Source organism: Amycolatopsis sp. NPDC104775, from assembly GCF_055583325.1.
The window spans coordinates 87560-101135 of record NZ_JBVJOE010000012.1 but is presented as its reverse complement, the minus strand read 5'-3'; the positions used below and the strand labels follow the sequence as shown (position 1 = coordinate 101135).

At 67.8% G+C, this 13576-nt stretch carries 14 protein-coding genes; 6 read left to right on the top strand and 8 right to left on the bottom strand.

The window, feature by feature from the left end:
• Both ACZ63D_RS37715 and ACZ63D_RS37710 read right to left on the bottom strand, forming a co-directional pair.
• Positions 1–384: a hypothetical protein gene (locus ACZ63D_RS37715; RefSeq protein ID WP_465359209.1), complete on the bottom strand. Its 384-nt coding sequence runs from the start codon at positions 382–384 to the stop codon at positions 1–3.
• A gap of 102 nt (positions 385–486) precedes the next feature.
• A complete protein-coding gene (locus ACZ63D_RS37710) occupies positions 487–1665 on the bottom strand; it encodes a cytochrome P450 (RefSeq protein WP_465359106.1) in 1179 nt (392 codons plus the stop codon).
• 206 nt (positions 1666–1871) lie between these two features.
• Between ACZ63D_RS37710 and ACZ63D_RS37705 the strand changes: the two genes are divergently transcribed.
• Complete coding sequence (locus ACZ63D_RS37705; protein ID WP_465359105.1) at positions 1872–2222, top strand: antibiotic biosynthesis monooxygenase family protein; 351 nt, start codon at positions 1872–1874, stop codon at positions 2220–2222.
• Between the two features lie 3 nt (positions 2223–2225).
• Here the strand turns inward: ACZ63D_RS37705 and ACZ63D_RS37700 are convergent, their stop codons facing one another.
• The gene (locus ACZ63D_RS37700; RefSeq protein WP_465359104.1) at positions 2226–2822 is read right to left on the bottom strand and encodes a TetR/AcrR family transcriptional regulator; all 597 of its coding nucleotides are present in this window, start codon (positions 2820–2822) and stop codon (positions 2226–2228) included.
• Positions 2823–2920: 98 nt separating this feature from the next.
• Between ACZ63D_RS37700 and ACZ63D_RS37695 the strand changes: the two genes are divergently transcribed.
• The gene (locus tag ACZ63D_RS37695) at positions 2921–3925 is read left to right on the top strand and encodes a hypothetical protein (protein WP_465359208.1); all 1005 of its coding nucleotides are present in this window, start codon (positions 2921–2923) and stop codon (positions 3923–3925) included.
• Positions 3926–3957: 32 nt separating this feature from the next.
• On the top strand, positions 3958–5271 hold the full coding sequence (locus tag ACZ63D_RS37690; RefSeq protein ID WP_465359103.1) for an MFS transporter: 1314 nt from the start codon (positions 3958–3960) through the stop codon (positions 5269–5271).
• On the opposite strand, the gene ACZ63D_RS37685 is transcribed toward ACZ63D_RS37690, so the two are convergent.
• Together ACZ63D_RS37685 and ACZ63D_RS37680 are read right to left on the bottom strand one after the other, a co-directional pair.
• Positions 5272–5955 carry a TetR/AcrR family transcriptional regulator gene (locus ACZ63D_RS37685; RefSeq protein WP_465359102.1) on the bottom strand — a complete coding sequence of 228 codons (684 nt, stop codon included), beginning with the start codon at positions 5953–5955 and terminating at the stop codon, positions 5272–5274. It abuts the gene before it with no gap.
• 55 nt (positions 5956–6010) lie between these two features.
• Entirely contained in the window at positions 6011–6643 is a 633-nt protein-coding gene (locus ACZ63D_RS37680) for a TetR/AcrR family transcriptional regulator (protein WP_465359101.1), read from the bottom strand.
• 89 nt (positions 6644–6732) lie between these two features.
• On the opposite strand from ACZ63D_RS37680, the gene ACZ63D_RS37675 reads away from it, so the two are divergent.
• On the top strand, positions 6733–7719 hold the full coding sequence (locus tag ACZ63D_RS37675; protein WP_465359100.1) for a methyltransferase: 987 nt from the start codon (positions 6733–6735) through the stop codon (positions 7717–7719).
• Here ACZ63D_RS37675 and ACZ63D_RS37670 read toward each other — a convergent pair.
• Positions 7716–8276 (bottom strand): TIGR03086 family metal-binding protein, encoded by a 561-nt coding sequence (locus tag ACZ63D_RS37670; RefSeq protein WP_465359099.1) that lies wholly within the window; start codon positions 8274–8276, stop codon positions 7716–7718. The genes ACZ63D_RS37675 and ACZ63D_RS37670 overlap by 4 nt on opposite strands.
• Positions 8277–8342: 66 nt before the next feature.
• Between ACZ63D_RS37670 and ACZ63D_RS37665 the strand changes: the two genes are divergently transcribed.
• Together ACZ63D_RS37665 and ACZ63D_RS37660 are read left to right on the top strand one after the other, a co-directional pair.
• Positions 8343–9311 carry an RNA polymerase subunit sigma-70 gene (locus ACZ63D_RS37665; protein ID WP_465359098.1) on the top strand — a complete coding sequence of 323 codons (969 nt, stop codon included), beginning with the start codon at positions 8343–8345 and terminating at the stop codon, positions 9309–9311.
• Positions 9305–10459: an AAA family ATPase gene (locus ACZ63D_RS37660; protein ID WP_465359097.1), complete on the top strand. Its 1155-nt coding sequence runs from the start codon at positions 9305–9307 to the stop codon at positions 10457–10459. The genes ACZ63D_RS37665 and ACZ63D_RS37660 overlap by 7 nt, the downstream gene beginning before the upstream one ends.
• A gap of 170 nt (positions 10460–10629) precedes the next feature.
• Here ACZ63D_RS37660 and ftsW read toward each other — a convergent pair whose 3' ends face one another.
• Complete coding sequence (gene ftsW / locus ACZ63D_RS37655) at positions 10630–11946, bottom strand: putative lipid II flippase FtsW (RefSeq protein ID WP_465359096.1); 1317 nt, start codon at positions 11944–11946, stop codon at positions 10630–10632.
• A gap of 127 nt (positions 11947–12073) precedes the next feature.
• A complete protein-coding gene (locus ACZ63D_RS37650; protein ID WP_465359095.1) occupies positions 12074–13315 on the bottom strand; it encodes an LCP family protein in 1242 nt (413 codons plus the stop codon).
• Positions 13316–13576: the final 261 nt, after the last annotated feature.

Genomic DNA, 13576 nt, shown 5'->3' with positions numbered 1-13576 from the left:
CTAACCCGCCAAGGTCAGGATCCCGAGCGCCAGCAGCACGAGCACTTTCACAGTTTCCGTTGCGATATAGACGAAATGCGCCCGGGAGCGAGGCAGCTCCACCCCCTCCGGAGCCGCGAGGACGCGGTCCGTCCGCCGGTTTAACGCCGGACGGACCGCTCCTAGCTGCACGATCAGCACCACTATCGCCACCGCCGCCAGCACCGTCACCGCGGTGCTCGGCTGCCCGGCCACCACGGTGACCGCTATCCCCACCGCCAGCAGAATCTCGGCGAGATTCAAGGCCCGGAACACCAGCCTGCCGATGCCGAGACCGATCGGGATGGTGACCCCCGGCGCGCGGAACTTCAGCGGGGCCTCCAGGAACGAGATGGCGAGCACCATCCCGAACCAGACGAACGTCAAGGCACCAATCAACGCGATCGCATGCACAGCGCGGAAAACCTCGATTCCGATGTTCGATCCGCCACTGTCAGGCTACCCCCGCTACCAGGTCACCGGCAGCCGCACCGGACCGTAGATCGACGCGTCGTGCGGCAGCTCCACCTCGGCGAACGGCACCGCGAGCCGCAGGTCCGGGAACCGAGCGAACAGCCGGAACAGCGCGATCCGCATCTCCACCCTCGCCAGCTGCTGCCCGAGGCATTGGTGCACGCCGTGGCCGAAACCGAGCTGCCCGGTCGCCTTGCGCGTGACGTCCAGCTCGTCCGGGTTCGGGAACTTCTCCGGATCCCGGTTGGCGACCGGCAGCGACAGCACGAGCGGATCACCCGCCTTGATCGTCACGCCGCCGAGTTCGACGTCCTCCAGCGCGGTGCGGATCGGGCCGATGTGGATCACGCTGAGGTAGCGCATCAATTCCTCGACCGCGCCCGCCGTGAGGTCCGGATCGGCCTTGAACTTCGCCAGCTGCTCCGGGTTCTCCAGCAGCGCCAGCGTGCCGAGCGCGATCATGTTGCGGGTCGTCTCGAAGCCGGCGACCAGCAGCATCATGCCGATGTTGGCGAGTTCCTCGTCGGTCAATTCGCCGCCGCGGACCAGATCGGACAGCAGATCGTCGCCCGGGTCCGCCCGCTTTTCCTTGATCTGCCCGGCGATGAACGCGACGACGCCCTGGGTGGCGTCGATCCGCTCGGCGATCGGGACGTCCTTGGAGAACATGGTGGTGGTGTAGCCGTCGAACTCCGCGCGCCGCTCGTAGGGAGCGCCGAGCAGTTCGCAGATCACCAGGGACGGCACCGGCCGCGCGAACGCTTCCACCAGGTCGACCGGACCGCCTGCCGCGGCCATCGCGTCGAGGTGATGCTCGACGATCTCGGCGACGCGGTCCTCCAGCGTGCGCATCCGGTGCACGGTGAACGCCCCGGTCAGCAGCTTGCGGTAGCGGTGGTGGTCCGGGTCGTCCATTCCGCTGAACACCCCCGGATCGGCCGGTTTCGGCGGCGGCAGCGGGCCGAAGTCGAGCGGAACCTTCGTCAGTTCCACCCGTGCGGACATCCGCTTGTCCGAGAGGACCGCCCGCACCTCCTGGTACCCGGTGACGAGCCAGCCCTGGGTGCCGTCCGGATACGTCATCGGCTCGATCGGAGCCTGAGTGCGCTGGGCCGGCACCGGATCGAACGGACACGCGCCCCTTTCGAGCGGGAGTCCTGCCTGACGGGTCATTGTCGCTCCTTCCCCTCTGAATGATTCAGAAGGTACACAGCTTTCACAAATTTGTGAAGATAGTGGCGAAGCTGAACGCGACCACGGTGGCAATTCACCGGCTCGGGCTAGTTCTAGCTGTGCTAGACAATCGAGCGGCAGCAGTGCTAGCGTCGATCTAGTACCTAGCACTGCTAGATCCACCCGAGAGCAAGGGAAGTGCCGAAATGGCCCAGCTGCGGAGTCTTGACCCGAACACGCCGATGTTCGCTCAGTTCAAGGAGAAGACCGGACCGATCGTCCTGGCTAACACCTTCGTCGTCCCCGCGGAGAAGACCGAAGCGTTCCTGGCCACCTTCCGGAGGCAGGCCGAGTTCATGAAGGCGCAGCCTGGATTCGTCTCGCTGCGGATGCACCGGGGAACGGCGGGCAGTGAGTTGCTGATGAACGTCGCGGTCTGGGAGTCGACCGAGGCGCTCGCCACCGCGTTCGGGAGTCCGGAGTTCCAGCGTTTGGCGGCCGAGTCCTCCGACGACGTCGTGTCGTATCCGCACATCTTCGAGCAGATCGACGTCTGAGGTCTAGCTCGCCGCGGCGTCGAGGGCGGGAACGAGTGGTTCGAGCATCCGCCGCAACAGCTCCGGCAGTGAACCGGACACCACGACCAGCCCGTTGCCCGCCGGTCGCGTCCACTGCTCCAGCGCGACTCGCACCGCTGCCGCGACCGACGCGGCCAGCACCCGCGCGGTCTGCGGATCGCCGACCCGGGCGGCGATCACCTCCTGCAGCGGGTCTTCCAGTGCGGCCGGAGTGTCGAGGAATGCTGTGCGCAGGCCGGGATTCGTGGTGATCATCAGCAGTGCGTCGCGACTCTGCTCGTCCGGATCGGTGTACTGCTCCGCAATCGTGTCGATGATCGCTTCGGCCAGCGGGGTGTCCGGCGAGCGATCGGCGACCGCGGCGGCGATCCGGCTTTCCCGGTCCGCGGTGACCGCGGCGACGATCGCGTCCTCGCGGCTGGAGAAGTAGTTGTTGTAAGTCCGCGGGGAAACCCCCGCTGCCTCGGCGATGTCGTCGACGCGGACGTTCGCCGGTCCGCGTTCGATCGCCAGCCGCAGGGCCGCTTCGCGCAGGGCGACGCGGGTGGCCTGCTTCTTTCGTTCGCGCAATCCGGTCACGGGGTCAGTCTCGCAGTCTTCGTGCGCTTACGCAAACTTGCGTGCACGCAAGCTTCGTGCGTAAGGTGGGCGGCGTCCCCGAACGAGAGGAAACCGCCATGCGCGGCAAGGGAATGACGTACGACACCGGGTTCGTCCGCAATGGACGGTCGTCGCGGGAGAGCTTCGAACCGGAGGTGGTCAAGCGCGAACTGGCGATCATCCGCGACGACCTGCACTGCACCGCACTGCATCTCGTCGGCGGTGATCCGGACCGGCTGGAGCGGGCCGCACGGTGGGCGGCCGACCTGGGGCTGGAGGTCTGGTTCTCGCCGTATCCGCTGGAGCAGACACCCGAAGAGATCCTCGAGCTCTTCGCCGACTGCGCCACCCGGGCGGAGCGGCTGCGCGCCACCGGAGCGAACGTCGTCTTCGTGACCGGCGTCGAGCTGAGCGTGATGAATCCCGGCTTCCTGCCTGGCAAAGACACCGCGGAACGGGTCAGCTTGCTGCTCGACGACCCCGAAGGCCGCGCCGAGCGGCTGGCCGAGGTGGGCAAGCGGCTCAACCCGTTCCTCGACACCGCGGTCAAGCTCGTGCGGGAACGGTTCCACGGCAAGGTCACCTACGCCTGCATTCAGTTCGAGCAGGTGGACTGGAGCCGGTTCGACTTCGTCACGGTGGAACTCATCCGTTCCGCGGAGGTCGCCCACATCTTCCAGGCCGGCGTGCGAACCCTGGTGGCGCAAGGGAAACCGGTCGCGATCACCGGATTCGGCACGGCCACCTGGCGCGGGTCCGGCGACGTCGCGCCGCGAAGCATGGAGATCGTCGAATACGACAAGGAAACCGGCGATCCGCTCCGCGTCGACGGCGAGTACGAGCGCGACGAAGCCGGGCAGGCCGCGTATCTGCGCGAGCTGCTGGAAATCTTCGACGAGGAGGGGGTGGACAGCGCGTTCGTGTTCCTGTTCGCGCTCTACAACTATCCCGGCGAGCTCGACCTCGCGAGCTTCGGCCTGGTGAAAGTCCTGGAAGGACAATCGGGCACGGCGTATCCGGGGCTGAACTGGGAACCGAAGGAGGCGTTCGCGGCCGTCGCCGAGCACTACGCGAAACCTTGACGCCGCGGGGTCCGGGCGGGTGAGATCCGGACATGCCGACGAAGACGAGCGCACTGGGCAACCGGGTCATGGCCAAGGCGGCGGTGCGGATCATGCCGCTGCTGATGCTGCTGTACTTCGTCAATTACCTGGACCGGGTCAACATCGGGTTCGCCGGTCCGAACGGGATGAACAAGGAGCTCGGCCTCACCGCGACGGCCTTCGGGCTCGCGTCCGGGATCTTCTTCATCGGCTATCTGATCCTCGAGGTGCCGAGCAATCTCGCGCTGCACCGGTTCGGCGCGCGCCGCTGGATCGCGCGGATCATGATCACCTGGGGTGCGGTGGCCGTCGCGATGGCGTTCGTGCCGAACACCACGACGCTCGTGGTGCTGCGGTTCGTGCTCGGCGTCGCCGAGGCGGGATTCTTCCCCGGCATCATTTTGTATCTGACGTACTGGTTCCCGGCCGCGCAGCGGGCGAAGGCGGTCGCGCTGTTCATGTGCGCGGTGCCGGTGTCGAGTGCGATCGGCTCGACCGTCTCCAGCCTGCTGATCAGTGGCGGGCACGGCGTGTTCGGGCTGTCCGGCTGGCGCTTCATGTTCCTGGTGGAGGGCATTCCGGCGATCCTGCTCGCCGTGGTCACGTGGTTCTGCCTGAGCGACCGGCCGGAAACCGCGAAATGGCTGTCGGCCGAGGAACGCGACTGGCTCACCAGCGAACTCGACGCCGAACGCCGCGCCACCGAGGCCGAACACCATTGGCCGCTGCGGAAAGCGCTCACGCACCCGCGCATCCTCGGGCTGGCGTTCGTGTACTTCGCGGTCGTCTACGGCTTGTACGCGCTGGGCTTCTTCCTGCCGACGATCATCGCCGGGTTCGGCGAAGAGTTCGGCACCAAGCTCAGCGTGCTGCAGGCGGGTCTGGTGAACGCGATCCCGTACGTCGCGGGTGCGCTGGTGATGGTCCCGTGGGCGCGTCACGGCGACCGGACCGGGGAACGGACGTGGCACGTCGCGCTGCCGATGCTCGTCGGCGGCGCGGCGATCCCGGTCGCGCTGTACCTCGGAAACCCTTACGCCACAATGACCGCGGTGACCATCTGCGCGATGGGCGTGTGCGCGGCGCTGCCGACGTTCTGGGCGCTGCCGTCCAACTTCCTGTCCGGCGCGGCGGCCGCGGGCGGGATCGCGCTGATCAACGCGCTGGGCAACTTGAGCGGGTTCGTCGCGCCGTATGTGACGGGCTGGCTGCGCGATCTGACCGGTACGCAGCGGACCGGGTTGTGGGTGGTCGGCGCGTGCATGGTGGCCGGAGCCGTGCTCGCGGTGGTGTTGGGGGCGAAGCCGCGCGCGTCCCGTCGGTGATCAGGTGGCGCGGCGGACCCGGTCCGTCAGCACGCGCACCTCGGTTTCGAACAACGCGTCCGCGTCGAGGCCCATCGCGGTGAAGCCGCCGCCGATTTCCAAGCTGACAAAGCCATGCAGCCGCGACCACAGCGCGACCGCCAGCTGGTGGTTCTCGGTGTTTGCGCGGCGGGCGTCGAGCACTTCCTCGTTTTCGTAGGCGGCTGGCTTGGCCTTAGCGTCGGAATCGGCGTGGTGCAGCACTCCCAGCACCACTCCCATCAACGACCGGGCCGCTTCGGCGAGCGGTTTGGCGTGCGCGTCGTAGCCGGGAAACGGTGCCTTGAACAGCAATTCGTACCGATGCGGCTCTTCCCGCGCCCACGCCCGGTACGCGGCGGCCAGCAGCCGGATCCGCGCCTCCGCGTCGGGGGCATCGGATGCCTCGCTGTCGAGCGCTTTCGCCATCGCCTCGCGGAGATCGTGGTAGGCGTCGATGACCAGGACGTTCAGAAGTTCGTCGCGGCTGGAGAAGTAGCGGTACAGCGCCGGTCCGGACACTCCGAGCTGCTTGGCGATGGCGTTGATGGAGATCGCCTGCGCGCCCCCGGCCGCGAGCTGGTCGAGCGCGGCCGCTTTGACCTCATCGCGCACCTGCTCGCGGAACCGTTCGCGCATCGGCTTGCGGGTGCCTGCTGCGGGCATCCCCACCTCCTTGACGACGCCCGACGGTAACACGGCTGATTGTTCGGAAGACCTTCTAACTGTTCCCCGTGGCCTCGAAGGCCCGCTCGACGTCTTCGCGCTCGATGGCGGGACCAGGCACTTCGATCGGTCCCTCGGCGGCGAGCCCGTTGAGGAAATGCGCGATCTGCCGTCTCGCCAGGTGGGTCCAGTCGAGGACGGCCGCCTTCGGCTGCGTGAGCAGCGTGCTGAACGCGACCAGATCGGTGGCGTTGACCGGGCCGCGGATGCTGCCGTCCGCACGGCCGGTCGCGAGGAAGAAATCGAGGCGGCGGTAAATCGACTTGCGGGCCGCTACGGCTTCCGGGGTGACGAGCGGGGGCGCGCCGTGCAGCGGGAGAACGAGCTGGTCGGCGAGGTCCACGGTGCCTTCGAGGTAGCGGCGGACCTGGTCGAGGCCGGTGCCGCTGTCCGCTATCTGGTCGAGTAACCCGTTCAGCAAGCCGTACGCACGGTGCTCCAGCGTTTGCAGCAAAGCGTCGCGGTCGGCGTAGCTGCGGTAGAGGGTGCCGATTCCGAGACCGGCCTCGGCGGCGATGGTGGCCAGCGGGACGTGCCGGCCTTCGCGAAGCATCGCCGCGGCGGCCGCGGAGAGCAGCCGTTCGCGGTTGGCTTCCGCGTCCTTGCGGACTTTGCGCGGGCGGGACATCGGTTCTCCTCGCGGTGCCTGGACACTGCCCGCCAGCCTATTCCTCGCCCGGGAAAAGCCGGTTGACCACGCTGGCAAAGTGAAGTCACGTGAATGATGACGCGAATCACCTGCTTCGTGCCGCCAGCCTGGCCACCCCGATGGCGTTGCGCGTCGCGGTAACGCTGGGCCTGCCCGACCGGCTGCGCACCCCCGGCACCGTCGACGAAGTCGCCGCGGAACTGGATCTCTCGCCGATCGCGCTCGACGTCCTGCTCGGCCACCTGAGCACAGTCGGCGTGGTTGAACGCACCGGCGACGGCTACCTGACCACCGCCTACGGCACGAATCTCTGCCAGGACAACGAAAACGGCCTCGCCAACCTCCTGCAACTCGACCGCGCCGCCGGTCGCGCCGAACTCGCTTTCGTCGAGCTGGCGCACAGCATCCGGACCGGCGAGGCGGCCTACTCCCGCCGCTACGGCAAGGATTTCTGGACCGACCTGTCCGAACAACCGCACCTGCGGCAGTCCTTCGACCAGCAGATGACCACCCGGTTCCGCACGGAAATCCCGCAAGTAGTCGCCGGAATCGACTGGTCTTCTTTCGGCACCGTGGTCGACGTCGGCGGCGGCCGAGGAGATTTGCTCGCCGCGATTCTCGAAGCCCATCCGAAATTGCGCGCCCACCTGATCGACCTCGAACCCACTGCGAGCGAGGCACGCGCTGCCTTTGCTTCCCGCGGGCTCGCCGATCGTGTCGAGGTATCCGGCGGCAGTTTCTTCGACCCGCTCCCCGCAGGCGCGGATGCCTATGTGCTGGTGGACATCCTGCACAACTGGGATGACGAGAATGCCTGCCGCATTCTGCGACGGTGTGCGGAAGCGGCAGGCCCGTCCGGTCGGATTCTCGCTATCGAAGCGGTCAGCGGAATTCACGCCCGCACTGAAATGGACCTGGTCATGCTGGTCCATTTCGGCGGACGCGAGCGACGCGTCGAGGAATGCCGTGCCCTCGCCGATTCAGCGGGCCTAGTGCTGGAATCGGCAGCCCCGTTGACCGACCAGCGAGGTCTGCTGGAATTCCGGGTCGCTTAACCCGGCGACCGCCCGAGCAACGCGACCAGCCGATCCAGCGGCGGCGCGTCCTCCGCGACCGAAACCGGCGGCGCGAACGGACTCCGCTCCGCCGGAAGGTCGGCGAGTTTCGCCGCACTGAACGCGATTTCCCGCTCCACGAGGGCGTCCTCGAACTTCGGCTCCTGGCCGGTGGCGCGAGCGAGGTCCCAGCCGTGCACGAGTTCCTCGACGATCCGCAGGTGCACCGCGGCGATCCCCGGAACCGTCCCGGCTGGGACCTCGAAAACCCGCTCCAGCACCCCCGGCTGCCGAAACGCCGCGAGCAGCCCGGCGACCGCGTCCCGGTAGGCCGCGACCGGATCCTCGCCGAGCACGTCGGAAGCGCCAGGGTCCAGCGAGCCGCCCGTCTCGCCGCGCAGCACGGCGGTGAACAGCCGGTGCCCGAGGACCAGATGGTTCACCAGTTCGCGGACGGTCCACTCCGGGCACGGCGTCGGCGCGTTCCAGCGCGACACGCCAGCGACCAGCGCGCTCGTGGAATCGAGGGCGGCGGCCAGGTCGTCGACAGGGTTCATCGGTTCACCTTTCTCAGGGGTCGCCAGTAGAGACACCGCCCGCCCTGGAAACGGAACGATGGCAGGATGCGACGGGTGGACCAGGGCATTCTCGATCGCGCACGCGCCGGAGACGAGCGTGCCTTCCGCGAGCTGGTCGAGCCCTACCGGCACGAGCTGCAGGTCCACTGCTACCGCATCCTCGGCTCCCTCACCGACGCCGAGGACCTGCTGCAAGAGACCCTCCTCGCCGCCTGGCGCGGTTTGGACGGCTACGCCGGTCGAGCGTCGCTGCGTGCCTGGCTGTACCGCATCGCCACCAACCGCTGTCTCAACGCCCTCCGCGACGCCGGCCGTCGCGTCCCGGCCGAACCGTCGCCGCCGTTCACCCCGACGGAGCCCACTCGCCGCACCGACGTGACGTGGCTGCAGCCCATGCCAGACGATCCCGCCGCGCACTACAGCGCCAAGGAAACCTTCGAGCTGGCGTTCGTCGCGGCCCTGCAGAAACTCCCTCCGCGCCAGGCCGCCGTCCTGCTGCTCCGGGACGTGCTCGACTACTCCACCGCCGAGGTCGCGGACCTGCTGGACGCCAGCTCCACCGCGGTCAAAGGCGCTCTGCAACGCGCGCGAGCCCAACTGCGTCAAGCTGTCGAGCCCGCCCCGCCCGCGCCACGCGAACGAGAGATCGCACAACGGTTCGCGGACGCCTTCAGCGAGGGAGACGTCGAAGGCGTAGTCGCACTCCTGACCGACGACGGCTGGCTCGCCATGCCGCCCGCGCCCCACGAATACGTCGGCCGGGAAGCTGTCGCCGCGTTCCTCTCCAGGTTCAGCGAATGGCGCGGCACCCGGCGGTTCCGCCTGCTCTCGACGCGCGCCAACACCCATCCGGCTTTCGGCTGCTACCTCACCGAATCAAGCGGAACTGTGGGCCGCCCCGCCGGAATCCTCGTCCTCGCACCGTGGGGTGACCGAATCCGTACCGTTACGTGGTTCCTCGAACCCGAGTTGTTCTCCCGCTTCGGCCTGCCCGCGGAGGTGCCAGCGTGCTGACCACCCTGGCCATCCAGAACTACCGCTCGCTGCGAGACCTGGTGCTGCCGCTTTCACAGCTCACCGTGATCGTCGGAGCGAACGGCACGGGCAAGTCCAGCCTGTACCGTGCGCTGCGCTTGCTGGCTGACGCCGGACGCAACGGCGCGGTCGCCGCACTCGCCGGAGAGGGCGGCCTGCCGTCGACGCTGTGGGCGGGTCCGGAGACCATCGGCCGAGCCGTCCGCGAGGGCCGGGCACCGGTACAACCGGTGCAGCGCACCAAATCAGTCGGCCTGCGACTCGGCTTCTCCGGCGACGAATTCGGCTACGCCCTGGACTTTGGCCTCCCCGTCCCTGCCAAAACGTCCTTCAACCTGGACCCGGAGTACAAACGCGAATGCGTCTGGCACGGCCCGGTGCTGCGCCCGTCCGCACTGCTGGCCGACCGCTCCGGCACGAGAGTCCGCATCCGCGACGAATCGGGATCCTGGGTCGAGAGCGGTCATTCGATCGCCCTCACCGACAGCATGCTGAGCGAATTCGCCGACCCGCGCTTGTGCCCGGAACTGCTGATCGTGCGCGACCGAGTCCGCGCGTGGCGGTTCTACGACCATTTCCGCACCGACGCGGACGCCCCCGCCCGGCAAAGCCGGATCGGCACCCGCACCTGGGCGTTGGACCACGACGGCGGTGACCTGGCCGCCGCCCTGCGCACCATCCAGGAATCCACCGACGCCGACGCACTGGCCTTCGCGATCGACGACGCCTTCCCCGGCTCGTCCGTCGAAGTGACCGCCACCGACGGCCGGTTCGACCTCCGCTTCCGCCAACACGGCCTGCTGCGCCCGCTGAGCGCCGCCGAACTTTCCGACGGCACCCTGCGTTACCTGCTGTGGGCCGCGGCGCTGCTCAGCCCGCGCCCGCCGGAGTTGCTGGTCCTGAACGAACCGGAAACCAGCCTGCACCCGGACCTGCTGCCCGCGCTGGCCGCGTTGATCACCGCCGCGGCGAAGAAGACGCAACTGCTGGTGGTGTCGCACTCTCAGCTGCTCGTGCGCTTTCTCGAGGACGCTTCGGTACTGGAACTGGAAAAGGACTTCGGCGCGACGATGGTGGCCGGGCAGGGGAGGCTCGATCAGCCAGCTTGGCATTGGCCGAAACGGTAAAGCCTGGCGGGATAGCCGATATGCGGAGCAGGAAGGGCCATAACGCGGAGGCGGTCAGGCCTTGCATCAGTTGCCGCACAAGACTTCCCGCGAGCTGCGTGCGCGGGATCATCCGTTGGACGAGACGCTCGATCCCGTCACCGGAGGCCCAGCACCTCCGGGGCGCTGCTCTAACGTTTCGCCCGCTGCCCGTCCGCCAGCTCCGGCGGCCGCCGCCGTTTGGGCGCGGCGGCCGGTCGCCGCGCGCGAGTAGCCTTCCCCGGCGTCCGGACCGGCCGATACGGCTCCGGTACCGGCAACCGCAGGATCCGCCCGATCTTGCCCGGCCCGAGATGGTTTAGATCCGCCACCGCCGCGGGTTCATGCCGGGCGCAGCTGGCGAGCACGCCGAACAGGAACATCGTCACGATCAGGGACGTCCCACCGTAGGACACCAGCGGCAGCGTCACCCCGGTGACCGGCAGCGCGTTCACCACGTACCCGATGTTGACCGCCGCCTGTGCCACCAGCAGCACGGTGATCGTCGCGGCGACGATGCGGATCCACGGGTCGAGGTTGCGCGTCGCGATTCGCAGGCCGACCAGCGCGAGCCCGCCGAAGAGCAGCAGCACCACCGCGCAGCCGAGAAAGCCGAGTTCCTCGCCGATCAAGGCGAAAATGAAGTCGTTCTGCACGTTCGGCAGGTACTTCCACTTCGACGCGCCCTGTCCGAGCCCGACACCGAAAAGCCCGCCCTCGGCGAGGGCGTACTGCGCCTGCACCGCCTGGTAGCCGGCCCCGGACGTGTCCGCGTCGGGGGAGAGGAACGACAGCACGCGCGCGAGCCGGTAGTCCGCGACCAGCGCGAGCACCACGAACCCGGCCACACCGCCGGCCAGCAGCGCGCCGAAGAGCCGACCTGGCGCGCCGGAGAACCACAGCAGCGACAGCAGCACGATGCCGAGCGAGATCGTTCCGCTGAGGTTCGGCTGTGCCATCACGAGGGCGAACATCAGCAGCGCGACCGGGACCAGCGGCACCAGCAAGTGCCGCCAATGGTGCAGCAGCCGAGCCTTTACCACGAGAATGTGCGCGCCCCACAAGGTCAACGCGACCTTCGCGAGCTCGACCGGCTGCAGCGTCAGCGGTCCGAGCGTGAACCACCGTTGCGCGCCGTTCACTTTCGCGCCGAGCGGGGTGAGCACCAGCGCGAGCAGCCCGAGCGTGACGAGCATCAGCATCGGTGACAGAGACCTGATCCGCCGCAACGGAATCCGCAGCCCAGCCCACAGTGCGACCAGGCCGAGGAGGACGAAGATGATGTGCTTCTGGAACGTGCTGTACACGCCGCCCGGCTGTGCCGAAGACGCCGACAGCACCATGATGACGCCGAGCAGCGTGAGCAGACCGCACAACGCGAGCACGAGGTGGAACGACGCCAGCGGCCGGGACAGCCAGCCGACGATCGCGACCGGGACCCGGTTCCGTCTGTTGCGTGTCGTAGCCACTCGAGCACCGCCGTCCGCCGATTTTTCCGGCGCGGGGAAGGAACGCGCCGGGACGATTATGCCTGCTCTGTCCTGATAGGACATTGAGGCGCGCGGAGTGTCCGTGGTCTCATTCGCGGTGCCGAAGTTATTTCACACAAGGAATTCCGCCTCCGCTCAACGCTGGCGGGGGAGCGGGGACACCGCTGCTGTGCGTCATCGGGGTCACGTACGCGGCCGGGGTCGGCACCGGCGCGCCGCTGAGCAGTTGCGCGACCAAGGCCTGGATTTGCCCGGTGTTGACGAAGTTGACGTCTTCCCCGGACGGGCTCTTGCCGAAATGGTCGACCGGCAGGGTCACGAAACTGACGTTTCCGCCGGTCAGGCTGGACGCCTGTTTCGCGAGCGCGAGCAGGTCCAGTGAACTGTCGACCGCGGTGTTCTGGTTCGCGACGTCCATGATCCCCTGGAGTTTGGCCGGATCGGTGAAGGTGCCGCCCTGTTTGAGCTGATAGGCCAGCGAAGCGATGAAGGCCTGCTGCCTGCGTTCGCGGTCGAGGTCGGTGAAATTGAGCGCTGGATGCACGTTGTCGCGGCGCTGCCGGACGAATTCGACGGCCTGCTCGGCACTGATCTGCTGCTGGCCGGCGTGGAAATTCGCGCCCGAGTAGCTGTCCTGGGTGTCCTCGTTGAGACACACCGTGATCGGCTGCACGACCTGGGCGATCTCGAAGAACGCCACGAGGGTGACCTCGACGAAATGGTCGATCGGGACGTCACCGAGAAATTTCCGCACGGTGTCGATTTCCGCCCGGCGGCCCGCGTCCCGCGCCTGCTGCTCGCGCTGGGATTTGTCGGTGACGTGCTGCGCGACGAGCTGTTTGGCCTTTTCGTCGAACGCCAACCCGTAAGCCTGTTTGATCTTGCCCTTGCACACGTTGTCCGGACAGCCCGCCAGCGGAACGTAATCGTCGCGCGGAATCGAGATCGACGTCGCCTTGCCGCCGTCGCCGGGGACGTGGAGCAGCATCAGCACGTTGGCGTTGTAGCCGCCGTCCTGCTGGTCTCCAGCGTGCAGCGAGTTGTAGATGTCCTTCGGCAGCGGGTTGCCGTTCTCGTCGAGCCGCGAATCGAGGCCCATGATGAGGATGTTGGTGTCGCCACCGCTGGAGGTCGACTGCCCGTCGAGCACGTCGGAAACCTGCAGCCCGGATACGACGCCGTGATAGGCCGCCCAGCCGTACCCAGTCAGCGACAGCGTGAGCGCGGCCGCGAGCGCGAGGGCGACCCGGCCGGTGATCCGCCGCCGCCGAGCCGCGGCACGAGCGGCGACACCGCGCGCCGCCGCACCCCGAGATGCGGCGACACGTCTGTCGTGGGGGCCGGTCATCAGGCCTTCCGGTACCGGAGCGTCATGGTTGTCTACTTTTCTGCACACTCGCTGTGCGCACGCTGAGAGGGAAGCTCACGCAGAGTTAACCCACCTGCTCCTGGAGCACTCAACGCCATCCGCCAGACAACTGGCAGGCACGTATACAAGTGTTGGATCCATCGGTGTGTCCCAGGTCACTCTCGAACTAATGTCGAGAACGCCGAGCCAGCTCCGTCCCCGCAGCACCTGGCCGCACAACGAGGCCCGAGAAAGAAGGAG